We start from the raw sequence: 24,550 nt of genomic DNA, 5'->3' as shown, positions 1-24,550 counted from the left end.
GGGCTATGTGGAAATCCGTCCGCCGCCCGCTGATGACGCGCATCCTGCTCCGCGACGCGCCTCCTGCTTCGCGACGCGGACCTTACCCGGCGCCCATGGAATTCCCGTAGCGCCGGGTATTTTCTGCGTCGCCAGGCGGAAAGCTACTCCGCGAGCACACCCTCGACGGCTGCGCTGACCGCGGCCTTGATCCGCCGGTGCAGCGCCCGCAGCTCGTGCCGGTCCGTGCGAACCTCGATGATGCTGCGGCCCGCGAACGGTGCGGCAAGCGCTTCGGCCAGTCCCGCCGTCGTACTGACCGCGCAGTGCCCGACGCCGTACGCTGCGGCGAGTGCCGCGATATCCACTGAGTGGGGGGTGCCGAAGAGGCGTTCGACGGCGTCTCCGTAGCCGCCTGCCTCGGCCACCGCGCCGTGCTCCAGGAGGCTGAAGATGGCGCCGCCGGAGTCGTTGAGCACCACGATCCGGAGCTGCGGCTCTCCCTCGCCGGCGCCGAGGAGCAGGCCGCCGGCGTCGTGCAGGAACGTGACGTCGCCAAGGAGCAGGGTGGTTTCCTGGCGGCCGCCCAGTGCGATGCCAGTGGCGGTCGAGATGGTGCCGTCGATCCCGGCGAGGCCGCGGTTGGCGAAGACGGTGGCGGCCGGTTCCGGGACGGGCTGGCCGGCGAGGTCGACGTCACGGATGCCGTTGGAGGAACCGAGGACCAGCTGGCCGCGGGAATGCTGCCACACCAGGGCGCCCACCGACGGTCCCGTTGCGGCGTCGGAGGAGGCGAGCACCCCGTCGACGGCATGCTGGGCCGCGGCGCCGGCGAGCAGCCACGCGTCAAGCCAGGCCGAGGAGCGCGCCCCGCGAACTCGGCGAGTTCGGTCAGGCTGGCGATCGGCGTTTCGCGGCGTCGCCCGGGCTCGTACCAGGCCACCGGAACGGGTTCGTAGAGGGCGGCGGGGACATCGGTCCGGGCCAGCAGCGCCGAGACGGGCCGCGAAAGTGTGGGGCGCCCGAAGACCACGACGCGCTCGATCGGCAGCACCGAGTCCGGTCCGAAGTGCTCGAGGAGCAGCCGGTACGGGCCTACGGCGTTCGGGCCGAAGCGTGAGTTGGACGACGGCTCGGCCAGCAGCGGCAGGCCATGGGCGCGGGCGAAGGCTTCGGCGACGGGCCCGGCGTCGTGCCCGGCCAGCACCACGGTGCGCAGCTCCGGGAGGTCGGCCGTGGCATGGGTCAACGTCATGGTGAGCGGCTCGGTGGCGATCCGGAACGTACTGCGGCCGTGCTGCTCCGGCAGCCGCTCCCCCGGCTCGGGAACCAGCGGATCCCGGAAGGCGAGATTGAGCTGGACGGGCCCTGGCGGCGTGTCCTCAAAGGCCCCCGTGGCCGCTGCCAGGGCGGTATCGACGGCGCGCTGCGGGCTGTCGCCGGCGGGCACATCGACGGCGAAACGCACGTGCTCGCCGAAAAGGTCCAGCTGGACGGTGGTCTGGTTGGCGCCGGTTCCGCGGAGCTCCTCCGGCCGGTCGGCGGAGACCACCACGAGCGGCACGGCCGCGTGGTTGGCTTCCATGACTGCGGGCATGAGGTTTCCGACGGCGGTCCCGGACGTGGTCAGCACGGCAACCGGTGCTCCGGTGGCCAGCGCGAGACCCAAGGCGGTGAAGCCGGCCGAGCGCTCGTCGATCCGGACCAGCAGCTCCACCTTCCCGGCCGCTGATGCCTCGGCCAGCGCGTACGCCATGGGCGCGGAACGCGAGCCCGGGGCAACCACGACGAACCGGACACCGCCGTCGAGCATTGCAGCGACGGCGACCCGTGCCGCACCCAGCGAGGTCAGCGTGTGCTGCGGCCCTGCGGCGGGGTTCACGGTTGCGGCTGGGTTCACCGTTGCGGCGGGGTTCTCGGCAGCGGCGGCCAGCGCGGCGGGGTCACCGGTACCCAGCGCTGGTGCGGGATCGGCGGTGGAAGGCTCGGTCTGGTCCTCGGAAGTCACCGAACCAGTCTGCCACCATCCAAACCCTGCATCACATCCTGCCGCTTAACCCACGATGCTCCTGCACCTCGGCGGCGTGAGCAGCTTGAAGTGCAGGAGCATTGGGCACGAGCCCGCAGGAAGCGCCGGAGGGCGAGCCAAAAAGCCCGCCGCAAGTGGGAGAGACCGGGAACCCTAGGCCCCGATGCGGGAAACCTGGATCACGGCCGGGCGCGGAGCGCGGACCTGGCCGGGCTTCGGCGCGGCACCTGCCGGCACGTAGTCCGGGAAGTACGAGTGGGGCTCCGCGAAGGTGCCTTCCTCGCCCGGGTGCTGGACGGAGACGAACACGTGACCTTCGTCGTCGTGGACGATGGGGCCGCAGGTCTCGGCTTCGCGCGGCACGGCCAGGAACTGTTCGACGCGGCCGCGTTCTGCGCCCTCCACCGTCACCTTGAACAGGCCGTCCGCACGGCCGATGCCCGAGGGGGCGCCGTCGGTGGAGATCCAGAGGTTGCCCACGGAGTCGAACGCCAGGTTGTCCGGGCAGGAGATCGGTGAGACCTGGCCAGCCGGGAAGCCGGAGAAGTAGGTGACGTCGCCCTGCGCCGGATCGCCGCAGACCATCAGGAGGTTCCAGGTGAACTTCCGTGAGGTCTGGTCGCCGGTCTCGGTGATTTCCACGATGTGGCCGTCGCGGTTTTCGTTGCGCGGGTTGACCTCCGTGGCGCCTTCCTTGCCCGGCTTGCCGCGGTCCGAGTTGTTGGTGCAGGCCACGTAGACCTTGCCGGAGCGCAGGCTCGGCTGGACGTCCTCGCAGCGGTCCATCTTGGTGGGGCCCACCTTGTCCGCGGCCAGGCGAGTGTACACAAGGACTTCCTCGACGCTCATGCCGGCAACCATGGACTTGCCGCCGACGACGAGGGGGAGCCATTCGCCCTTGCCGTCGAAGGAACCGTCGGCCGGAACCGTGCCCGTGCCGTCGATCTCGGCGGCGGGTGCGTCGCCGCTGAACTTGGCAACGTACAGGTCACCCTCGGCGAGGAGCGTCATGTTGTGCTTGCGGTCGCCCTCGCGGTACTTGGCCTTGGAGACGAACTTGTAGAGGTAGTCGAAGCGCTCGTCGTCGCCCATGTAGGCCACCACGTGCCCGGACTTCGCCAGGATCACGTTGGCGCCCTCGTGCTTGAATCGGCCCAGGGAGGAGTGCTTCTTCGGCGTGGACGTGGGATCGAACGGGTCGACTTCCACGATCCAGCCGAAGCGGTTGGTTTCGTTCTCATAGCCGGGGTTGTTGGCGTTGAAGCGCGGGTCGTCCAGTTCCCACTGGCGGGCCGTGGGCTTGTTGGTGAGACCGTAGCGCTTGTCCGAGGCGGACGTGCCCGGGGCCACGAAGTAGCCGTTGAAGTTTTCTTCGCCGGAGAGGATGGTGCCCCAGGGGGTGGTGCCGCCGGAGCAGTTGCCGAGCGTGCCCTTGATCCAGCGGCCTGCGGGATCGGCCGCGGTCTTGACCAGCGGGGAACCCGTCACGGGGCCGGTCAGCTCGTAGCGGGTGCTGTTCAGGTAGCGGCGGTTGAGGCGGGCGCCCTTGACGTGGCTCCACGGCGTGCTCTTGTTCTTGCGCTCCAGCTCCACAACCGTGAGGCCGTGGGCTGCGGCACCGACGGCACGCATCTCGGCGGCCGGCATGGTGGCCGGGAACATGATGTTCTCGTTGGTGTACTCGTGGTTTGCGAACAGGACCGCACGGCGTCCCCTGCTGCCCGGGATCTCGAGGATGTCCGAGTAGTCGTTGTTGTAGCCGAACTGGCGCTCCTGGGCCGCGGCCGTCTGGTGCGCGAGGTCGAACGCCGGGGCGTCGTTGAAGATGGGGTCGCCCCAGCGGATGACGGGCTGCCAGGTGAAGCCGGCCGGCACGGTCACGGCGTCGACGTCGGATGCGACGGACGGGATGGCCGTGAACTGCAGCTTCGAGGCGCCTGCACCGTATCCCCTGTCTCTTATACACATCTAGATGTGTATAAGAGACACCCGGCGTCGGCCACTGCGGTTTCGGAGGAGTTGAGCGCACCGCCGAGTACGACGGCGAGCGCGCCGGCGGCTGTCTCTTATACACATCTAGATGTGTATAAGAGACAGGCCCAGGGCGGCGCGGCGCGACAGCGTGGTGGAGGCGATGTCACGGAAGTAGCTGTTGGAGCTGGTGTTGCAGACGTCGCCCGCGCAGGCGTTGTCGCACTTGAGGGCGCACGTGACAGGGCTGCGCTTGCCTTTGGTGTGGCCAAGCATGGGCAGCAGGGCAAACTTGCGTCCGGGGATTTCAGACATGGAGAGAGACCTTCCAAGGTGTGAGATGCGGTCCCGCCTACCCTCCTAGGGGTGAGATGCGGTCTCGCCCACCCTGTCAGCGTCAACCAAAGATGAGAGGACACTCTGGTTAAGCGCTGGTGAACATCAATGGCCCGAACGATGCCGCCCGGACCTGGCGTCACGCAAGCTCGGCGTAGGCCCGGGCCAGCCGCGCGAGCCACCATTCCCTCCGTTCGGGAGCAGCGGCATACTGCTCAAGCAGCCCGTCGTCGGCGGCCACATCGCGAAGGCGGATGGCGCCGTCGTCGGCCACCAGTGAATCGGTGGTGACGTCCGCGGCGAGCAGCGAGACCGTCCCCAGTCCGCAGGCGTAAGGCAGTTCCGGCAGCGCCGCTGCGAGCGCCAGCCCTGCGCGGATCCCCACCGAGGTATCCAGCGCGGAACTCACGACGGCGGGCATCCCTGCCTGCGCCACGATTTCCAGGGCGCGCCGCACTCCCCCCAGCGGTGCCACCTTCACCACGATCAGGTCGGCGGCGCCGGCGCGGGCCACCTTCAGGGGATCCTCCTCCTTGCGCACGCTTTCATCGGCGGCGATCAGCACGGGCACGCCGTCCGCGCGGAGCCGGCGCCGGACTTCCGCCAGGCCCTCGATGTCCGGCACGGGCTGCTCCGCGTATTCCAGCCCGGCGGCGGCGAGCCGGGTCAGGGCGTCCACCGCCGCCGGCACGTCCCAGCCCCCGTTGGCATCCACGCGGATGGCAGCCTCCGGCAGCTCGTTCCGGACGGCGGCAACCCGGGCGGCGTCGTCGTCGAGGGACTGGCCGGGTTCGGCAACCTTGATCTTGACCGCGTCCACGCGGCCGAACCGGGCCAGGATTTCCGGCACCCGCTCGGCTGGAACGGCCGGCACCGTGGCATTGACCGGGATGCTGGCCCGCAGCGGCTCAGGGAAGCCGTGCCAGCCCGCTTCGATGGCCGACGCGAGCCAGCGGGAGGCCTCGGCATCGCCGTATTCGGGGAAGGCACCGAACTCGCCCCAGCCCACGGGCCCGCGCAGCAGCAGCGTTTCCCGCTCAAGGATGCCGCGGAACTTCACCCGCATGGGCAGCGCCACCACGCGGGCGCCGTCGAGCAGTTCCTCAAGCGGCGGCATCGCGCTTAGGGGCAGCAGCGGAGAAGCTTGGGACTGCGGGAGCTTGGAGGCCCCGGAAGGCGAAGCGGCAGGCATGATGTCACTGTACCGGTGGGTCCGGACGGTCACTCAGCGCCAATGCGGCTATTGGACAGCCCAGCCAAGGAACCGGTGCAGGCGCCCCAGGCCGCCGTCAACGAGCAGCCGCCCTCACGGCGCACAGCCCTCAGCGGGCCGGGCTCGTCGCGTGGCCCAATATGTGGGCAACCCTCGGCGCCAGCGGATGGCCTCCAAACCCGAAGCGCTCGTTGTCCAGGACACGGAAACCGGCGGCGGTGATAGCTTCCAGCGTGTCCCGGTTGGGGTGGCAGCCGCCCGCAACCCGCTGCCAGGCCGGGGTCAGCAGGTCCTCGGCCGCGGCCAGGACCGGGTTCCCGGATCGGACGTGCTCGTAGTAGGCGAGCGTTCCGCCCGGACGCAGCACCCGGCGGATTTCCGCCAGCACCCTGGCCTGGTCCGCGACGCTGCACAGGACCAGGCTGGTGACCACGGCATCCGCGCCCGCATCGGGAGCCGGGATCTGCTCCGCCACTCCGGCCACCAGGACAACAGGCACGGGAGCCGATTCGGCCCGCCGCCGGGCCAGGGTCCTCAGGTAGTCGTTGGGCTCGATGGCCAGGACGCCGGTCACGGTTCCCGGGTACAGCCCGAACGATGACCCCTCCCCCGCACCGATTTCGATGACGCTCCCGCGCAGGCCGGACAGCAGCCGGCGCCGGTGCTCGGTGCCTCCGCGGCGGTTCATGCCGACGACGGCCCGTGCGTAAGCGCGCGCGAACCGCGTGTGCTGCAGCCCGGCCGGCCCTTCGGATGCGTTCGGGGTCATCAAGGGAACTCTTTCTGTGCGGCCCCCACGCCGGGTTTTACGCCGGCCCCCACGCCATTGGAGAGGTCGGCGGCTTATGGGCCGGCGCTAAGGCACCGGCTGCGGCACGTCCCGCAGGACAGCATCCATTTCTGCACCGAATCGGGCGATCACTGTGGTCCCTCGCCCGGGAGCGGACATTACCTGAAGTGTACCGCCGGCCTCGCCGATAGTGTCCTGCATGATGCGCAGGCCGAAGTGGCCTTCCGGCGACCCGAGGCTCTGGTCGAAACCGCAGCCGTCATCGTGGATGCGGATTTCGGCGCGGTTGCCGTCCTGGGTGAGCCGGAGCTGGGCTGTGGCCGCCTTGGAATGCTTGGCCGTATTGGCCAGGGCCTCCCGTGCCACGCGGTAGAACAGGGCGGCACGGTCCCTGTCCAGCTCGCACTTGGGCGGCAGCTCGAGTTCGAGGCTGATGCCGCGTTCCTCCAGCGGATCGCCCAGCCTCGCCAGTGCCCGGCTGAGCCCCAGCCTGTTGAGGTCCGGCGGATACAGTTCGGTGGTCATCGCCCGGAGGCTGCGGACGTTGTCCTGCAGGATCCTACGGGCGTCGGCGAAGAGCGCACGCTGCGGCGCGGGGCCGTGGCGTTCCTCGGATTCCAGCACGTAGGACAGGCCCGAAAGGTCCTGGATCACTTCATCGTGAAGATCCCGGGCAATGCGCTGGCGCTCCAGCTCCGAGGCCTCGATGGCCCGGCGGAGCAGGCGGCTCCGTGCCGCCTCGTACGCCTGAATCCTTCGGGCCAGCCGTACAGCCGGGAAAAGCTGTGCCAGCTGCAGCACGCCCAGGGCCAGGAGGAACGGCGGTGCCATGCCGAACAGGACCGAGGCCTGCTCTTCCCGGACTCCGTCGTCGTCATAGTAGGCCTCGAACACCAGCCGCTTGCCGTCCGGGGCGGTGACGGGCACATAGACCTCCACCAGCTCCTGCTGGGCCGCATCGGGCGTGTTCACCTCGTCCTTCTGCACCTCAAGGTTGGCCGGCACGTGACCTCCAGCCAGCACCTCCGTGGCCTCATGCGGAAGTTCGAACTTTTTGCCGATCAGCTTCGGGTCGTCCGAGTACACAATGCGCCCGTCCTTGTCCCACAGCCGGATCTCGAAAACCGAGGTTTCCCCCATCCAAGGACGCAGACGTTCGTCAAGGCGCTCCACCGCCGTCGGGTTCCCCGAGAGGACTTCCTCGTCCAGCAGCGGCCCCACGACGTTGTTCGCCAGGTGGTCGGTGGCGTCCTTCGAGTTCTGCAGGGCGTGGCTTTCGGCCTCGGACCAGATCCAGAAGGCCACCGGAGTGGTGACGATGACGAGGGCAACCAGGCCCATGAGCAGGAACCGCCGGACGGCCTTGAAGACCTCGGAATTCTCGGACGCCGGCGATTCAAACGGATGGAACAGGGCAGGCCTTCGAAGGGACGGCCTAGCCATGGGACGGCTGCTCAAGCATGCCGCGCCGTGACGCTTCCATTACCGATTCCAGCTGCGAATGGGTGCCCAGCTTGGCGAAGATTGCCTTCACGTAGCCGCGGCAGGTGTTAAGGGAGATGTCCAGCTTGCTGGCCACTTCCTTGGAGCCGTGACCGCCCGCCATCAGCCGAAGCACATCGAGCTCGCGCGGCGTCAGCACGGGTCCGCCCGGTTCCATGGTCCGAACGGCCGGAGCCGGCTTTGGCGTGCTCATGCCCAGCTGGGCCACGAGGGACGGGTGGACCACCATGTTCCCGGCCCGCGCATACCGGAGCGTATCCAGCAGCGTGGACAGCGAGCCGCCCTTGGGCAGGAAGGCGCAGATGCCCATCGATGCCGCGGTCCGCAGCGCCTCCGGGGTCGGGTCGCCGGTCAGCATCACGATCCGGGTGTCCGGTGCATCGGCCAGGATGCGGGCAGCGGCGGTGAGGCCGTCGCCGTCGGGCAGGTGGTAGTCCATGATGACGACGTCGGGCTTGAGCGCCATGCTCTGCTCCACGCCGCTCTTGGCGGTGGTGGCCGAGGCCACGCTCCGGAGGTCCGGCTCGCGGTCCAGGGCGGCGGTCAGCAGCTCGGTGAACGTGCTGTGGTCGTCGATGGTCAGGATGCTGATTTCCCGGGTGCTCTGCACGGACAGCGCCGGCAGCGGCGAGTCGCCGTCGGACATCTCAGAAGTGTCGGCTTCGCTGGCGGCGGTGGCCTGCAGCAGCCTGGCATGGGCATCGCGGAGGGCACGTCCCGGCAAGCAACCGATCTCCTGGTCCATGACCCGGCGGCAGCGGCCGTAGGCCCGCAGCGCTTCCATGTACTGGCCGGATTCCTCCAGACCCAGGACCAGTGCGGTCCAGGCCCGCTCGTTGATGGGATCGTCCAGCAGCAGTTCGCTGGCCAGGGCCACGGCGCGTTCGGGCTGCCCCACGGTGACGGCAGCTTCGGCGGCACGGGCCTTGATGCTGGCAACACGGGCCGAGTGCAGTCCGCGTTCCTCTTCCGCCCAGCCGGCCAGGAGCTCATCGCCGAGCAGCGGCACCGAGGCGATCTCCAGTGCCTTCTCCAAGAGCCGGAAGGACTCCTCCGGGTTGGCGTGCCCGGCCTGCTTCAGGAGGTCATCGAACCGGTCCAGGTCAAGGTCAACCATGGTGCGGTCAATCATGTAGCCGCCGGTGACCGTGCGGAGCGCGCCGCCCTTGCCGGAGCCCGGCTGCAGGTGGCGGCGGAGGACGCTGACGTAGCTTTCGAGGGTGGACAGGGCCTCGGCCGGAGGCTGCCCGTTCCACAGGACGTCGATCAGGTGGTTCTTGGAGACCGGTGTGCCCAGCTTGAGCAACAGGATCTCGAGCACCTGCCGGGGTTTGGGACCGCCCAGCTCATGGGACCCGATGACCGCGTTGCCGCGGCGGACCCGGAGCGGACCCAGGATGTTGATGGCCAGCCGTGCTGACTGCCCACCCTCCAAAGTCGGCGGGTACTCGTCTTCGCGTGCCCGACCCGACCAGCGAGTGTCCTCTGCAACTGTCTGAACCATCTTGTGCACCTACTATCCCCATGAACTGCATTCCCCATGAATGGCTTGTCCTCATACTTGTCACTCGGCCAAGTAGGGGCACGAGTAGCGAGTACTCGATTTTTGCTGAGGGGACTACTTGGATGCTTTTGCGTCCTGGTGCGAGCACCTGTCTTTGGCGCCCCGGCGCGACCCTAAGTACTTGGGGTTTGGCACCCGTTGGGGGTGCAGAAACACCAAGTTTTTCCCAAGAACACGGGGCTAGTTTCGTATTACCGCAGTTCCAGCGGTGGTACGGCGATCCTCGCCCCCGGAGGACCGCCAAATAACCATGAAATGGGTGATCCAATGACACGGACCATGGCCGTGGCGGGTACAACCAAGTATTCCGAGTACCCGGCGTTGAGGGGCGTTCCGGGCGACTTCCGCGGCCAAAGATTTTTTGCCGAACGGGCAATTTCATGTTCGGCGTTAACCTACCCGCAGGTAATCCGGCGGCAGATACCCGCACAGGTGGCCCCGCCGGCACTCCGTCGACGTCCACAGGCAGAACAATGAACCCGGCCAGCGCGCTGCGGGCGGAGGTCCACTCCGTCCGGTTCCGGGTGCTGGCGACACTGCTGGTGTTCATGGCCGTAGGGCTTTTCGTCTCGGGCGCATTCACCCACGCCGCGCAGCTTAAAAACCTCAATGAGCACGTCAACCAGGAACTCCAGATGCCCAGCAAGAACCTGGACCGTCTGGCGCAGCGGGGCCGGCCGAACACCGGCGGTGCGGCATACTCCTCTCTGGAGGAGCTGTTCACCACCTACCTGCGGGGCGGGTCGCCCGGTGGCTCCGAGTCCGTCATGACCATGGTCCGCGGCGGCAGCATCATCCTGCCCATCGGGAAGCAGCCCACCAAGCTGAATTCGCAGCCGGTCATCCAGCGCGTCTGGGAGTGGCGGGTTCCCGGCCAGACGGTCCTGAGGGACACGCAGATTGACGGCAGGCAGGTCAGGCTCGCCATCACGTCCGTCTCGGTGAAGGGCCGCCCCGACCAGGGGCTGATGGTGGTCTCCAACGAGATCGGTGCACAGCGCCAAGAAATCATCCAGTCCATGTGGATCTACGGCCTTGCGTCGTTGGCAACGCTGGCGCTGGCGGGCGTGGTGGGGTACCTGGTCACCGGACGGCTGCTGAGTCCTGTCCGGCGGCTGCGGGAGGCGACCCAAGGCACCACGTTCGAGGACCTCACCAAGCGCGTCGAGGTGCCGGCCAGCACGGACGACGTCGCCCAGCTGGCCATGAACTTCAACCACATGCTGGAGCGGCTGGAGTCCGGCTTCGAGAACCAGCGCCGCTTCGTCCACGATGTCAGCCACGAACTCCGGACACCCATGACCATCATCCGCGGCTACCTGGAACTGCTCCGCGCCGGCGATCCGGCTGACGTCGACCAGACACGGGATTTGCTCCTGGACGAGCTGGACCGGATGCAGGAGCTCGTGGATGACCTGCTGATCCTGGCCCGCAGCGGCCGTCCAGACTTCATTTCCCCGGATTGGATCGAAACCGACGTCTTCCTGGTAGCCGCGCTGAACCGCGTCAAGGTCCTCGGCGAACGCCGCTGGCAGCTGGATGCCCAGCCCGGAGGCCTGGTCCATGCGGACCGGCGCCGGCTGACGCAGGCCGTCGAGCAGCTCGCGGCGAACGCCGTGAAGCACACGTCGGAGACGGACCGGATTTCGGTGGGGGCTGCTTGGGCGGAGAACGACGACGACGACGCTCAGCACGGCCCGCGGCCCGGCCTCGCCAAAAACCTGGAGATCTGGGTCGCGGACACCGGGGCGGGCATTCCCGCCGAGGACCACCAGCGCATCTTCGAGCGGTTCGGGAAGGGCACGAATTCCGCCGGCACCGAGGGCTCGGGCCTGGGCCTGTCCATCGTCAAGGCCATTGCCGAGGCCCACGGCGGCACGGTCCGGGTGGAATCCGAGGTGGGCAAGGGGAGCCGCTTCGTGCTGGTCATTCCGTCCGGAGGCGGCGACAGCAGCGGCGGCGAAGAAGCCAGCGGTGAGGCGGACAGCACAGCCGGAAAGGCCGTCCAATTGCACGTGAGGAGGCCGTCGTCGGGCGCTACGATCCTGACCCAGGCCGGAGGCAAGCCGTGACGCGGATCCTGATCGCCGACGACGAGGTCCGCATTGCGGCGTTCCTCGCCAAGGGCCTCACAGCCGCCGGTTACACCACCACCCAGGTGTTCGACGGGGTGAAGGCGCTGGACTATGCCACCTCTGGCGAGTTCGACCTCCTCATCCTGGATATCGGGATGCCGCGGATGGACGGCCTGTCGGTCCTCAGGAACCTCCGGGCCATGCACTCCACGGTTCCGGTGATCGTCCTGACGGCGGCAGACAGCCTGGAAAACACGGTGGCAGCGCTCGACGGCGGGGCGGACGACTACATGACCAAGCCGTTCAGGTTCGAAGAGCTCCTCTCCCGCGTCAAGCTGCGGCTGCGCGGGACCCAGGGCATCACCGCCACGCCGGCCCTCGTCTGCGGAGACCTGACCCTGGACGTGAACCTGCGCACCGCGGAAATCAGCGGACGCGTGATCGACCTGTCCGCGCGGGAGTTTGTCATGGCGCGGACCTTCATGGAGAACGCAGGCAGGGTTTTGAGCCGCGAGCAGCTCCTCAGCCGCGTGTGGGGTTACCACTTTGAAGGTTCCTCGAACGTCGTGGACGTCTACGTCCGGTATCTGCGGCACAAGCTCGGCGCGGAACGCATCCAGACCATCAGGGGCGTGGGCTACCGCCTCATGTGCACGCCGGCACCACAGGCGGAAACCCACGCTGGCACCGAACCCGGCGGCGAAGCCGATGCTGAAACGGGCGCCGAAACCGGGGAAACCGAAGGCTCCGGTGACCCGTACGGGGACGTATCCGGCAACAAAGACCGCAACGGCGACCCCAACGGCCAGGAGCGTGCGGCCGTCTAGCGGCGCATGAGAAGACTCTCATCCGCGTCTAATACTTGCCTCACCTTCGCACCTCAGAGTGGAAACACCAATGAGGGAAGGCAAGCCGATGAAGAAGTGGTCGTTGCTGAGCATTCCGCTGGTCGGGCTTGCCAGCATTTCGGTCTGGGCCCAGGCCGTCGCCGGGGCACCGGCTGACCAATTCTCCGGCGTGGTAGTGCGCGAGCCGGTACTCCGCGACTCTAAGCGCCCCGGCCAGGTCCCGATTCCCCAGCCCAATGCCACCTCACCCACGCTCAAGTCCGGCCCGCTCAGCCCCGCCACCTCGCCTGCCACAAAGGCCGCCGAGGCGCCGGACGCCACTCCGGAAGACGGTGTCATCGTGGAGCGCGTGGAACCGGCGCAGGTCACCTCCCCCGCGGTGCCTCCCACTGACGACTCAACGTCCTCAACGGACGACTCATCGCACAGCAACGACTCGACGTCGGGCACCGTCCCCGACCACAACGGCGGTCTCTCCGGAAACAAAGGCACCGGAGGCGGCAGCAATGACTAAGCGCCCACGGCGGCAGCCTGAATCAGATTCCCCTCTCGTGAAGGAGCCCGTGATGCACACCGAATTTCGTGATCTGTACGAACCCATTCCGCCGGAGCGGCTGGGTCACGCCGGAGGGGGCCAACTCTTCCAGCCCTCAACCGTCAGCGTCGACGATTCGGAACTGCATCAACAGGTGCTGGACATCATCCAGGGTGTCTTGTCCACCGCCGACCCCCGGTCCGACGTCCGGCGCCGGCTGCTGCGCCACCTTGCGGAGAATCCGGGGCATCCGGAGCAGGCACTCCTGGATCACCTGCGGGACAGGAACCGCCGCGGCGGGCGCTCGCAGCGCACTCCCGGGCGCGGCCCAAGCATGGACCCGCACGCCTAGCGGCCCGCAGTTAGCGGAAGCACACAAAGCGGAGGCGATCAGAACAGCAGCAGCACAAAGCCGCCCACCGTGCACAGAATGCCCACCGCGGTGAGGATCCAGCCCAGGATCAGGACAGTGTTGTCATGCTTGGGAGGACCAAGGCTCCAGCGGGAGGGGTGGCAGAGGTCGTAGTGGAGGTCCACCTCGTTGCCTGCCACGAGTCCCCGCGCAACGTCGGCGTCCACGAGGGTCTGGCGCGGCACGTTGTCCTGGTCGGTCCAGCGGAATCCGGTGAATCCTCCGGCGGTGTAGACCTCGCCCGTGGTGCTAGTCCAGACGCAGCGCCGCCGGGCAATGATCAGGCCCCAGACGAGCAGCGGTAAACCGGGCACAAACCCCACCCACGTCATCAGTTCAAGGATGGGCCCCAGCGCATCCACCAGTCCGGCCATGCTCCAACTCTATCGGCCGGCCGGCGCCGAAAGGGACGTTCCGGGCGTTAGTCCGCGGGGACAGACCGGTCCTCCGGGCACCCACCCGGCGGACAGGCGCCTCCCAGCAAACTGTGACACCCTTGTGACGATGACTTTCCAGCTCAGGGACCCCCGACGCAAGCAGGCAGCGGGCCGGACTCGCCTCGCCAGGGGCACCGGCTTCCTCTTTGCCGTGGCCACCCTGGCCTGCGCCACCGGGCTCGCGGCCACCTATTACTACTTTGTCCGCACCACCACGGGGCAGTTCATCGACGAGTCCGCACTGGTGGAGGCGGTGGCCATCCACGGGCCTGCCGGTAAGGTCACCACCCAGTTCCTGGACTGGCTCCCCACCATCTCACTGGTGATGGCCGCCGTCGTGGTTCTGCTGGTGACGGTGATCCACCGCAGATGGCGGGCCGCGGGCATCGCGGTGACGGCATGCGTTGCGGCGAACATCGCCACCCAGGTGCTCAAGGAGCTTCTGCCGGTGCGGCCGTACCGGGGCGTGGAGACGCTGGAGCTGAACTCGCTGCCGTCCGGCCACACCACGTTGGCGGCGTCGGCGGCTGCCGCCGTGTTCCTGATGGCGTCGCCGCGGTGGCGTCCGCTGGCGGGTTTTGTGGGCGGCAGTTTCGCGATTGCGTCAGGGATGTCCACGCTGGTGAACCAGTGGCACCGGCCGGCGGATGTGGTGGCCGCGTTCCTGCTGGTGGGCTGTTTCATGATCCCGGCGGGCTGGCTGATCATCCGCAACGACAACCACGAGTGGAGTGTCTGGGACGGCTTTGGCGGGCACTGGGCCTCGGCCCGGCTGTGGGTCGCGCTGCCGGTGGTGCTGGGGCTGGCGTCGGCCGCGGTGGCCGTGTACTCGCTGATCAAGATCGCCCCGGGCCTGAGCCAGGAGGACAGCACCACCAACTACTTCTGGGCCGGCATTTCGCTGATCGTGATTGCGGGGTACCTGGCCACCGTGGCGACGACGTCGCTGTTCGCCTACGCGGCCCGACGGCGGGAATCAGCTGAGCGGTAGCCGCACCTCCCGCACTCCCCAACCCAACTAGGTCGCAGCTCGCGCAGTTATCAGCGCTGAAAACGGCGCGAACTGCTACTCAGTTGAGCGCCGCGGGAGCGGGTGCGGCCTCGTGCGACGAGCCCCTCCGGCCCGTGTGCGCGATGAGGACCAAGGCCGCCGAGATGAGGACCGCATTCTTCATCACGAATTCGCCGCTGGCGGTCAGCATGAGGGGGTCGCCCTGGGTGAACATGGCGTCCGGAGCCATCACAAAGGTCGCAAACGTTCCCGCCAGGTGCAGGGCCATGACCAGCAGCGTCAGGCGAACGAAGACCCCTGCCATGAGCATCGCCCCGAGGAGAACTTCCCCTGTGCCGAGCGTGACCATAACCAACTGGTCATTGCCGAACGGAAGGGTTTTGGCGATCAGTCCGGCCACAGGTGAGTTGCCGGTGATCTTCAGCCCGCCGAACCAGACGAAGACCACGCCGAGCACCACCCGCAGGAGGCGCAGCGCCACCGGCCTGAGTGCCTGGCAAGCCGACGCCTCCCACTTTTGTGCTTTGGCCGCGAGGCCGCGTTCGCCTGCGGCCGTGATTCCGCCGGGCTGTGTTTGCGGGCGGCGCTTAGTGCTGCTTTCAAAAATCATCGGAACTCCTTCCTCGCTCAGCCGGACACGGTGCCCGGCAGTCCCCAGAGAAGTGTGTTCGAAGTGTGCGGGAACCCGCTTGGGGAAAACTTGGGCGGTCAGCCGGAGGGCGAGGCCCCTCGCCGTGCGGACAGCAGAGCACCGCTTGGGCGCCCCGCGACCGGGTAGCTCGGATGCGGGATCAACCTTGCTAGCATGGGCGCATCTTGACTTGAATAATGGGGGAATTCTTTTGCGCTTCCGTGGCTTTTCGCGTTCTGTTTCGGCTCTCAGTGCGGTTGTGGCGATTCTCCTGGCGGCCGGGGTGTCATCCCAGGCGGCACCGGTAAAGCTCACGTATGCCAATGCGGGCTACACCATAAACACGGCCCTCGGGTCGCCGTACATCGGCACCGCCGTGGTGCCTTTGACGGCAACAACATGGGGCACCGTGAACAGCCAGGGCGTGGTGCAGATCAAGATCAACAACGTGGCGGTGTACCACCCGGTCAACAGCGCCTGGTTCATCAACCAGATGATCTCTTCGTACCGGGTGACCAAAAACCGGGAGTATCTGCGGCGCGCCGAGGCCACCACACGGTACATCCTGTCGGGCTCGTTCTCCGATGCAAGCGGTGCCACGTGGTTTCCCTACAACTTCCGGCACACCCCGGGCAACAGGATTGACATGGGCCGGCCGTGGTATTCGGGAATGGCCCAGGGAATGATGCTCTCGACGCTCGTGAACCTTTATGAGACCACCGGGAACACCTATTGGAAGACCCATGCCGACCGCGTTTTCAAGTCCTACCAGGTGTCGAAACGGAACGGCCAGCCGTGGTTCAAGGACCAGGTCCTTGAGGGCAGCAAAATCTACGTGTGGTTCGAGGAGTACGTCGGCAAGGACATTCCCTCCTCGCGGGTCGTCAACGGGCACATTTACGCTGCCTGGGGAGCCTACGACTATTACCGGCTCACCAAGAATCCCACGTCCCAATTCATGTTCAACACCGCGGCAACAGCCATCCGCGACCACTTCAATGTGTACCGGCGCCCCGGAACCATCTCGTGGTACGCAGCCAGCGCCTACGGCCAGTACGTGTGGCGTACTCCCGCGACCTACCACAAGGGCGTGACCAGCCAGCTGGCCATTCTGGGTAGGCAGACTGGCGACCCCGTCTTCGCGAACCAGTCGGCACTCCTGAAGGCGGATTACCCGGGATAAGCGCCCCCTCAGTAAGCGGCCCACCCAGGGCAAGCGGGCCTCCGTCGCATAAGCGCCCTCCCTGCCCGCCCCACCCAACTGAGTCGCAGCTGACGCGGTTCTGAGCCCTCAAAACGGCGTCACCTGCGACCTAGTTGGGCAGTCCGGTCCCGGTCTCCTTTACATCCCCTGCGCCGAAGCCCACAATAAGGCGCACCACAGCCTCCGCTGGGTCAGCAGCGCGCTGTCACCGAAACGTGCACCAGCAGAGGGGCGCCGACATGAATGACCACAAAGATGCAGCCGCAGCGGACCACGCCCTGAAGGAAAAGCACCGGGCCATGTGGGCGCAGGGCGACTACCCGGCCCTCGCCAGCGAGCTCATCCCAAACCTCGGAGCCATCCTGGTGGAGGCGTGCGGGCTCAGGCCCCGCCAGCGGGTGCTGGACGTCGGCGCCGGCGCCGGCAACGCGGCAATTCCCGCGGCCCTGATGGGTGCCGAGGTTGTGGCCAGCGACCTCACCCCGGAGATGTTCGACGCCGGGCGCCGCGAGGCCGCCGATCGCGGTGTTGAGCTGGAATGGATCGAAGGGGACGCCGAGGCGCTTCCGTTCCCGGACAACGAGTTCGACGCCGTGATCTCCTGCCTCGGCGTCATGTTCGCCCCGCACCACCAGGCGGGCGCCGACGAACTGGTCCGGGTGTGCAAGCCGGGCGGAACCATCGGGCTGCTGAACTGGACGCCCGAAGGCTTTATCGGGCAGATGTTCAAAACGATGAAGCCGTTCTCTCCCCCGCCCCCGCCCGGCGCGCAGCCGCCCCCGCTGTGGGGAAGCGAGGACCACATCCGCGAGCTGTTCGGTGACCGCATCGCGGACATCCAGGCCCGGAAGCAGACGGTCACCGTCACCAGCTTTCACGAACCGGACGACTTCCTGCGGTACTTCAAGTCCCACTACGGCCCCACCATCTCCGTCTACAAGTCCCTCGCCGGCGACGCAGACAAAGTGAAAGCCCTGGACACAGCCCTCACGGAGCTCGCCGATGCCTTCAGCGACGCGCACGGCGATGCCCCGTCGCAGATGGACTGGGAATACCTGCTGCTCACGGCGCGGAAGACCCGGGAGGCCGGGCAAAGCCACAAGCAGGCCGGCTAAACGCCACAAGCCGGAGCAGGCAGGAGCCAGCAGGCGGCCGTCAGTAGTTCCGGCGGTGCTTGAGTTTGGGGAGGACGACGGCGAACACGCCTGCCGCCGCGAACCCCAGGACGCCGGTGGCCGTCACGCCGGCGGCCAGCGAAGAGACGGCGGTGACCGCGGAGAGGAGCACGGGCCCGGCGGTGGACCCGGCGTCGGCGATGAACCGCCACAGGCCAAGGAACTGCCCGCGGCCGCGGTGGGGCGAGAAATCGGCGCCCAGGGTCATCACCAGGCCCGAGCTGATTCCGTTGCCGAAGCCGATCAGCAGGGCCGCGAGCAGCAGCCCGGTGAACGCCGCCGTGAGCGGTATCAGCATTAGCGCCGTGCCCATGATGAGCGTGGATGGAATGGCCACCCACAGCCGCCCGCGCCGGTCCATCACCTTGCCCGCCGGGTAGAACACCAGCATGTCGATCGCCCCGGACAGCCCGTACAGCAGCGAGGCCTGCGTCGCATCGAGGCCCACGTGGTCGGCCCACAGCGGGATGACCACCTGGCGTGATGCCCGCAGTGCGCTGAGCAGCAGGATGCCTGCGCCGGCGGTCAGGAACACGCCCGCGTGCGACACGGCCACGCCGCGCAGCGTGGGGTCCGGGCCGGCTGCGGAGGACGACGGCGCCACCACCAGATCGGGGATGGTCACGGCCAGCACGGCCGCCGCCGCCATCCCGGCCACGCCCACCCAGTAGGCGCCGCTGATGCCGGCGAAATGCATCACCGCGGCCCCCACGAACGGTCCTATGAAGATGCCGATCCGGCTCACCCCGCCCAGCGTGGACAGGGCCCGCGCCCGGAACTCCACCGGCACGGCCTCGGTCAGGTACTTCTGCCGTGCCAGGCTGAAGACGCTCGCGGACATCCCGACGACGCCCATCGCCACGGCGAGCAGCCACAGCCCATCCGGAATCATCAGGGACAGCCCGGCGGCCAGCAGCGCCAGCGCGCCCGCTGCGGCGGCGCCCACGATGGACCACCGCTCGCCGAACTTCAGCGTGATGAGGGACGCCGGGAGGTTGAAGAACCACGAGCCCAGGCCGATCAGCGTGACGATCAGGGCGGCCACGGCCACCGAGGCTCCCAGTTCGCGGGCGGACAGCGCCACCACGGGCAGCACCGCGCCCTCCCCGACGTTGAACAGCAGCGCCGGCCCGAACGCCGGAACAGCGATACTGCGGAGGCTGAAGGGCGGCGGGCTGTCTGGCGGAGTCATCCCTGCATCCTAGGCAGCCCGCCGTGCGGAGGCCCGCGGACTCCCCGGAAACGGACCGGCGGAGAGGCGAGGATCACAAATGCTTGGCGGCCGCACGGCGAATCTGCTTGGCGATTCTACTAAGTCTGCTTAGCATTGTCTCAGGGTATGGCGCGCGGACCCGGCCCTGACATGGACAACTGAACAGCCACAGGAGTGACCATGGAAGTCTGGCCGGGCCGCGCGTATCCGCTGGGTGCAACCTTCGACGGGGCGGGGACCAACTTCGCCGTGTTCAGCGAGGCGGCCAGGGCCGTCCAGCTGTGTTTGATGGCCGACGACGGCACGGAGTCCCGCGTGGACCTCGTCGAAGTGGACGGGTACGTCTGGCACTGTTACCTCCCGCAGGTCCAGCCCGGGCAGATGTACGGATACCGCGTGTACGGCCCGTACGATCCGCCCAGGGGCCAGCGCTGCAACCCGAACAAGCTGCTGCTGGATCCCTACGCCAAGGCCATCGCCGGGAAGATGGACTGGCATCCGTCGCTGTACTCGTTCAACGCCGGCGATCCGCTCTCCCGCAACGACCAGGACTCCGCCGCGCACACCATGCTGGGCGTGGTGATCAACCCGTTCTTCGACTGGGCCGGGGACCACCCGCCCAGGACCCCGTACCACCGCTCCGTCATCTACGAAGCCCACGTCAAGGGGCTCACGCAGCTGCATCCGGAGGTTCCCGAAGAGCAGCGCGGCACCTTCGCCGCCGTCGCGCATCCCGCCGTCATAACGCACCTGCAGATGCTGGGCGTGACCGCGATTGAGCTGATGCCCGTGCACCAGTTCGTCAACGACGGCGCGCTGCAGGAGAAGGGCCTGGGCAATTACTGGGGCTACAACACCATCGGGTTTTTCGCGCCGCAGAACACGTACAGCGCCATCGGCGAGATGGGCCAGCAGGTCCAGGACTTCAAGGCGATGGTCCGCTCACTGCACCGTGCGGGGATCGAGGTGATCCTCGACGTCGTCTACAACCATACGGCGGAAGGGAACCACCTGGGCCCCACGTTGAGTTTCCGGGGCATCGACAACGCGGCGTACTACCGGCTGGTGGACGGCGCCAGGCAGCATTACGTGGACTACACCGGCACCGGGAACACGCTGAACGTGCGGCACCCGCATTCGCTGCAGCTGCTCATGGATTCGCTGCGGTACTGGGTCACGGAGATGCACGTGGACGGCTTCCGCTTCGACCTCGCCGCGGCGCTGGCCCGGGAGTTTTACGACGTCGACCGGCTCTCCACGTTCTTCGAACTGGTCCAGCAGGACCCCATCGTGTCGCAGGTCAAGCTGATTGCCGAGCCGTGGGATGTGGGGCCCGGCGGGTACCAGGTGGGCAACTTCCCGCCGCAGTGGACGGAGTGGAACGGCAAGTACCGGGACACCGTGCGGGATTTCTGGCGGGGCGAGCCGGCCACGCTGGGCGAGTTCGCGTCGCGCCTGACCGGCTCGTCGGACCTCTATGAGCGCTCGGGACGGCGGCCGGTGGCGTCCATCAACTTCGTCACCGCCCACGACGGTTTCACCATGCGGGACCTGGTCTCCTACAACGCGAAGCACAACGCCGCCAACGGGGAGGACAACCGGGACGGCGAATCGCACAACCGGTCGTGGAACTGCGGCGTGGAGGGGCCCACGGAGGACCCGGAAATCCGGAACCTGCGGGCCCGGCAGCAGCGGAACTTCATCGCCACCATGCTGCTCTCGCAGGGCGTGCCCATGATCCTGCACGGCGATGAGCTGGGCCGGACGCAGCTGGGCAACAACAACGTGTACTGCCAGGACTCGGAGCTGAGCTGGGTGAAATGGGACGAGGTGGACCAGCCGCTCCTGGAGTTCACGGCAGCGGTGAACAGGCTGCGCGCCGCGCACCCCACGTTCCGCCGCAGCACGTTCTTCGACGGGCGGCCGGTGCGCCGCCTCGGCAAGGGCGAGAAGCTGCCGGACATCGTGTGGCTGAACGAGGACGGCACGGAGATGCTGCCGGAGGACTGGGGCCGCGGGTTCGGCCGGACCATCGGCGTGTTCCTCAACGGCGACGGGATCCAGGGCCGGGACGACCGCGGCCGGCAGATCACGGACGTGAACTTCCTGCTGTACTTCAACGCGCACGACGACGACATCAAGTTCACGCTTCCGGCCGGCGAGTTCGCGGCGTCCTGGGACATGGTGATCAACACCGCCGGGAACGGAGTGGAACGCGTGCCGCTCGTCGCCGGCTCGGTCCTCAAAGTGGCCGCGCGGTCCATGACGGTGCTCCGTGCGCGCGACCTGACGCGGCATGAGCCCAACCTGTCCATCGCGCCTTCCCTGGCCGTGCTGGCGCGGGGCCGCAGTGCTGAGCTGGCCGCTGAATCGGCGCCGTCAGGGACTGTCTCTTATACACATCTAGATGTGTATAAGAGACAGGCATCGCCGGCGCGGCGGGCGCGGCGCCCGCGGGGAACCCGCGGTGCCGGGCGGGCAGGGCGTGCGGGGAGCCCCGGGCGCGCGTAGTGTTTTAAGCGCAGCAGCTCTGCGCGCGGAGTGTGTCATACGGGGCAGTAGGACACGGGGAAATCACCTGGCCGAAACGGCGCGGCAACGTGGGGGCCCCATCCTGAAAGGGCGCCAACCGGCGCAGCGTGCCAGTGGACGCCAAAATGCCCGGGGCGCGCAGGGTCAAGGCGCAAGTAACGCCAGGATGGAGCCCGCCATGAACGAGGCAACGACGCGAAGGATCACCCACTGCGGTGACCTCTCACCCGGCGACGTCATCGAGGCCCGCCACAACGGCACCATGTATTACCAGGGGAAAGTCACGGAAACGGTGCCGATCCTCGGCATGTTCTGGATCCTCGACGCCCGGAGCGGGACCCGGAAGCTGCTGGATCCGCTGGCCTTCGAGGTGGTCCGGGCGCCGGAAACCCCCGCCGCGCAATGATTGCCGGCGGCGCGTTTGCCGGCGTAACGATTGCCTCAGTGCCGTTTGCTCTGTACTTTTAGCTCTCACAGCGATCTTTCGGACGGCATTCAGGTAATCCTGAGGTCTCGCCGTCTCACACCGGACGATCAGCGGCATGAGTGTCTCCTGTTTGGATCGTCCGGTCTCCACGGAAGAACCGCAATGAGCCCCTCGACCGCGCGCTGAAACCGCCGGGGGCCGTCCCGGCGGCCGCTTCGTGTTTCAGGAGATGCACACACCATGACCGCAGTATCGAAATGGGTCGCCGCTGGTTCGTCAGCGGCAGTTCTTGCCGGGGGCTCTTTCTCGGTACACCGGCGGCCGTAGCCGCGCCCGGGGACGCCGCATGCCTGCAGGCTTCCTCGCAGTTCGAGGCCGCGCTGTCCGCCGCGGGCATCACCGAGGCATCGGTTACGCAGATCGACGCAACCTCACAAGCCGCGGCCACCGCGCAGGCAGCCTACGCCGCACTGGTCGAAGCGGCCACTGCTGACGAGAGCGCCGCCGTCGCTGCCGCCATCGACGGCCTCGAAGCCGCCCGCGCCGCCGAAGACGCCGCCGAGGCAGCTGCGGAGGCCGCCGAGGATTCAGGCGACCCTGCTGCCATCGCGGCGGCAACGGCCGCTGCCGACGAGGCTGAAGCCGCGGCGGACGCCGCAGAGCAGGCCCTGCAGGATAGCCAGGACGCGTACAACGCCGCGATTGACACCCCGGAGATCCGCGACGCCCAGGGCGTGCTGGAGGCGGCAGCGCGCGACTTCGAAACGGCCCTGGCGGCCGTCTCCCTCGACAGGCCTCCGCCGCAGGCATCACGGGACTCTTCGAGGCCTTCCTGACCGCCTGCGACGGCGTTGACCCCTGGTCACCCCGCCCGGAAGTACGACGCCGGTAGTCACCAAACCGATCATGGCAGCACCCGCGGGGCGGTCAACGCCACTCCGGTTGTGGCCACGAACAAGGGCCTGAACGTGCAGACGGCGGCCCATGCCGAACCCGGCGTTCACCCGGGCCTGGCGCTGCTGGCCGGGCTGCTCGCCGCCGGCATTGCCGTCCCCGCCACCGTGGCGCTGAGGATGCGCCGCCTGGAGCGGACCTCCAAATAGCTGAGCACAGCTAGCCGCACCGCCATGGACCCGCAGACCGTTGGACCGCACACCACGCCAAGCCGACTCCGTCTCCTCCGCCGGCGCTGGCTTGCGGTGCCCGCCGCCGGGCTAGCGGCCGTCCTGTTCCTGGCTCCGCTCACCGGCTGTGGCAGCCCCGCCGTCGGACAGCCAGGCTTCCCCGCCGCCACCGCCAGCGCACTGGCCACGGTGCCTGGTCCGCGCACACCTGTACGGCCAGCGAAGCCTGCCGGACCGGCCGCCGCCGCGCCCACCCGGATCAGCATTAAGGCGGCGAACATCGATGTGAAGGTCCTGCCGCTGACGCCCAGCGCTGAGGAACTCTCGTCGGAGTCCCTGGTCCCGCCGCTCACGCTCGATGCCTACTGGCTGACCAACTACGGCGTGCCGGGCTCGGGCTCCAAGAACACCACGTACATCGCCGGGCACAGCTGGGACGGCAAAGAGGCACCCTTCAACCGGCTGAGCGACGAGTCCCTGGTGGGCAAGGCAGTCCGGGTCACCACAGCCAAGGGGTCCTTGGACTACGTGGTGGATTCGGTGATCACGCACCGCAAGGACACCCTCAAGGACAGCGACATCTGGAACATCGTGCCCAACAGGATCGTCCTGATCAGCTGCTACACCGAGGACCCGTGGGGCAAGAACGTGGTGGTCACGGCCTCCCCCGCCGCGCGCTAGGCGGAAACCCTTTCGAGCATCCTGCAGCGACGCCCCGTGAGCCATCAAGGCGGCGGCCGAGTGCTTTCCGGTTTCTTGATGCAATCCTGAGCAAATCTTGCGGGACCCAAAAGATACTTTTCGCCGGAAACCCCGAAGCGCTATGAAAGCATACTTATGATCGAGATCGTCGGTCATCGCTTAGGCCGTTCAGGCCTCCACATGTCCTTGGGGGAAACAATGACATTTACTGAGATCACGCCTGCCACCGATCGGTCCAAGAGCAGGAAATTCAAGGCAATCCTGGCCGGCGGTCTCGTCCTCGGCCTGGGCGCAGCGGTCACACTCGCCGCATGGAACGACTCAGAGTTCGTAATCGGCAACTTCGGCAATGGCCACTTCAAGATGGTCGGCAGCGAGGACGGCACCTCCTTCTCGAACCACGACACCTCGGCCACCGCCGACTCGTTGTCGTTTTCCTTGGGGTACGACAACCTGAGCCCAGACGATACAGTCGCCGCCCCGTATGTGGTTCACCTGGACGCGACTTCCGACTACCCCGCCACGGTGTCGGTTGAAGCGGCCACCGGCTCCCAAGCCACCGACAAACTTCGCTACAAAATCATTGAAGTCGCCTCAGTTGCAGCATGCACGCCGTCCGCCACGGCAACGCCGGAGGAAACCGTAGTACCGACCTCCAGCTTCAACGCCGATCCCGGTCAGGGCAGCTTTGAACTCGAGACGTCAACAAACGGGACCGATGCTGGGCCCAACGTCTACCTGTGCATCCAGGTGACGGCCGACCCGGAGCTCGACCAGGACGAAACCGCGACGGCAACCTGGCAGTTCGTCGCAAGCTCAGCGACCGCAGCTCCGTAAC

Annotated in this window: 20 protein-coding genes and 2 pseudogenes; 13 read left to right on the top strand and 9 right to left on the bottom strand. The window is 67.5% G+C overall.

What is annotated here, in order from left to right:
• Window positions 1-143: 143 nt before the first annotated feature.
• From menD to B1A87_RS01355, 6 genes and pseudogenes are all read right to left on the bottom strand, one after another.
• Window positions 144-1,792: pseudogene (gene menD / locus B1A87_RS01380) on the bottom strand (2-succinyl-5-enolpyruvyl-6-hydroxy-3-cyclohexene-1-carboxylic-acid synthase).
• A gap of 369 nt (window positions 1,793-2,161) precedes the next feature.
• Window positions 2,162-4,294 (bottom strand): annotated as a pseudogene (locus B1A87_RS01375) (PhoX family protein).
• A 160-nt stretch (window positions 4,295-4,454) separates the two neighbouring features.
• The gene (locus B1A87_RS01370; RefSeq protein WP_185982382.1) at window positions 4,455-5,432 is read right to left on the bottom strand and encodes an o-succinylbenzoate synthase; all 978 of its coding nucleotides are present in this window, start codon (window positions 5,430-5,432) and stop codon (window positions 4,455-4,457) included.
• A 205-nt stretch (window positions 5,433-5,637) separates the two neighbouring features.
• The gene (locus B1A87_RS01365; RefSeq protein WP_078029795.1) at window positions 5,638-6,297 is read right to left on the bottom strand and encodes a class I SAM-dependent methyltransferase; all 660 of its coding nucleotides are present in this window, start codon (window positions 6,295-6,297) and stop codon (window positions 5,638-5,640) included.
• Window positions 6,298-6,384: 87 nt separating this feature from the next.
• Entirely contained in the window at window positions 6,385-7,761 is a 1,377-nt protein-coding gene (locus B1A87_RS01360) for a sensor histidine kinase (protein WP_078029796.1), read from the bottom strand.
• Entirely contained in the window at window positions 7,754-9,325 is a 1,572-nt protein-coding gene (locus tag B1A87_RS01355; RefSeq protein ID WP_078029797.1) for a BTAD domain-containing putative transcriptional regulator, read from the bottom strand. The genes B1A87_RS01360 and B1A87_RS01355 overlap by 8 nt, the downstream gene beginning before the upstream one ends.
• Window positions 9,326-9,858: 533 nt before the next feature.
• Here B1A87_RS01355 and B1A87_RS01350 point away from each other — a divergent pair.
• The 4 genes from B1A87_RS01350 (at window position 9,859) to B1A87_RS01335 (ending at window position 13,195) form a co-directional block, all read left to right on the top strand.
• The gene (locus B1A87_RS01350; protein ID WP_078029798.1) at window positions 9,859-11,457 is read left to right on the top strand and encodes a cell wall metabolism sensor histidine kinase WalK; all 1,599 of its coding nucleotides are present in this window, start codon (window positions 9,859-9,861) and stop codon (window positions 11,455-11,457) included.
• Window positions 11,454-12,287 carry a response regulator transcription factor gene (locus B1A87_RS01345; protein WP_313902433.1) on the top strand — a complete coding sequence of 278 codons (834 nt, stop codon included), beginning with the start codon at window positions 11,454-11,456 and terminating at the stop codon, window positions 12,285-12,287. The genes B1A87_RS01350 and B1A87_RS01345 overlap by 4 nt, the downstream gene beginning before the upstream one ends.
• A 70-nt stretch (window positions 12,288-12,357) precedes the next feature.
• The gene (locus B1A87_RS01340; RefSeq protein WP_078029799.1) at window positions 12,358-12,822 is read left to right on the top strand and encodes a hypothetical protein; all 465 of its coding nucleotides are present in this window, start codon (window positions 12,358-12,360) and stop codon (window positions 12,820-12,822) included.
• A gap of 52 nt (window positions 12,823-12,874) precedes the next feature.
• Window positions 12,875-13,195 carry a hypothetical protein gene (locus B1A87_RS01335; RefSeq protein WP_078029800.1) on the top strand — a complete coding sequence of 107 codons (321 nt, stop codon included), beginning with the start codon at window positions 12,875-12,877 and terminating at the stop codon, window positions 13,193-13,195.
• A gap of 38 nt (window positions 13,196-13,233) precedes the next feature.
• Here B1A87_RS01335 and B1A87_RS01330 read toward each other — a convergent pair whose 3' ends face one another.
• Window positions 13,234-13,629 (bottom strand): hypothetical protein, encoded by a 396-nt coding sequence (locus B1A87_RS01330; RefSeq protein ID WP_078029801.1) that lies wholly within the window; start codon window positions 13,627-13,629, stop codon window positions 13,234-13,236.
• A 130-nt stretch (window positions 13,630-13,759) separates the two neighbouring features.
• Here B1A87_RS01330 and B1A87_RS01325 point away from each other — a divergent pair, with 130 nt between their 5' ends.
• On the top strand, window positions 13,760-14,683 hold the full coding sequence (locus B1A87_RS01325) for a phosphatase PAP2 family protein (RefSeq protein ID WP_078029802.1): 924 nt from the start codon (window positions 13,760-13,762) through the stop codon (window positions 14,681-14,683).
• 79 nt (window positions 14,684-14,762) lie between these two features.
• Here B1A87_RS01325 and B1A87_RS01320 read toward each other — a convergent pair whose 3' ends face one another.
• Window positions 14,763-15,314 (bottom strand): DoxX family protein, encoded by a 552-nt coding sequence (locus B1A87_RS01320; protein WP_139362932.1) that lies wholly within the window; start codon window positions 15,312-15,314, stop codon window positions 14,763-14,765.
• A 280-nt stretch (window positions 15,315-15,594) separates the two neighbouring features.
• Here B1A87_RS01320 and B1A87_RS22765 point away from each other — a divergent pair, with 280 nt between their 5' ends.
• Entirely contained in the window at window positions 15,595-16,518 is a 924-nt protein-coding gene (locus B1A87_RS22765; protein ID WP_185982200.1) for a D-glucuronyl C5-epimerase family protein, read from the top strand.
• 260 nt (window positions 16,519-16,778) lie between these two features.
• Window positions 16,779-17,654 (top strand): class I SAM-dependent methyltransferase, encoded by an 876-nt coding sequence (locus B1A87_RS01310; protein ID WP_078029804.1) that lies wholly within the window; start codon window positions 16,779-16,781, stop codon window positions 17,652-17,654.
• Window positions 17,655-17,694: 40 nt separating this feature from the next.
• On the opposite strand, the gene B1A87_RS01305 is transcribed toward B1A87_RS01310, so the two are convergent.
• Window positions 17,695-18,906: an MFS transporter gene (locus tag B1A87_RS01305; RefSeq protein WP_078029805.1), complete on the bottom strand. Its 1,212-nt coding sequence runs from the start codon at window positions 18,904-18,906 to the stop codon at window positions 17,695-17,697.
• A gap of 201 nt (window positions 18,907-19,107) precedes the next feature.
• On the opposite strand from B1A87_RS01305, the gene glgX reads away from it, so the two are divergent.
• From glgX to B1A87_RS01280, 6 genes are all read left to right on the top strand, one after another.
• Window positions 19,108-21,438 carry a glycogen debranching protein GlgX gene (gene glgX / locus B1A87_RS01300; RefSeq protein ID WP_144275686.1) on the top strand — a complete coding sequence of 777 codons (2,331 nt, stop codon included), beginning with the start codon at window positions 19,108-19,110 and terminating at the stop codon, window positions 21,436-21,438.
• A 199-nt stretch (window positions 21,439-21,637) separates the two neighbouring features.
• On the top strand, window positions 21,638-21,865 hold the full coding sequence (locus B1A87_RS01295) for a hypothetical protein (protein ID WP_078029807.1): 228 nt from the start codon (window positions 21,638-21,640) through the stop codon (window positions 21,863-21,865).
• A 278-nt stretch (window positions 21,866-22,143) separates the two neighbouring features.
• Window positions 22,144-22,722 carry a hypothetical protein gene (locus tag B1A87_RS01290; protein WP_144275685.1) on the top strand — a complete coding sequence of 193 codons (579 nt, stop codon included), beginning with the start codon at window positions 22,144-22,146 and terminating at the stop codon, window positions 22,720-22,722.
• A 108-nt stretch (window positions 22,723-22,830) separates the two neighbouring features.
• Window positions 22,831-22,989 carry a hypothetical protein gene (locus B1A87_RS22760; protein ID WP_185982199.1) on the top strand — a complete coding sequence of 53 codons (159 nt, stop codon included), beginning with the start codon at window positions 22,831-22,833 and terminating at the stop codon, window positions 22,987-22,989.
• 24 nt (window positions 22,990-23,013) lie between these two features.
• Window positions 23,014-23,691 carry a class F sortase gene (locus tag B1A87_RS01285; RefSeq protein ID WP_078029809.1) on the top strand — a complete coding sequence of 226 codons (678 nt, stop codon included), beginning with the start codon at window positions 23,014-23,016 and terminating at the stop codon, window positions 23,689-23,691.
• A 156-nt stretch (window positions 23,692-23,847) separates the two neighbouring features.
• Entirely contained in the window at window positions 23,848-24,549 is a 702-nt protein-coding gene (locus B1A87_RS01280; RefSeq protein WP_260680575.1) for a SipW-dependent-type signal peptide-containing protein, read from the top strand.
• Window position 24,550: the final 1 nt, after the last annotated feature.

Source organism: Arthrobacter sp. KBS0703, from assembly GCF_002008315.2.
GTDB lineage: Bacteria > Actinomycetota > Actinomycetes > Actinomycetales > Micrococcaceae > Arthrobacter.
This window is presented reverse-complemented; position numbering and strand designations above follow the sequence as displayed.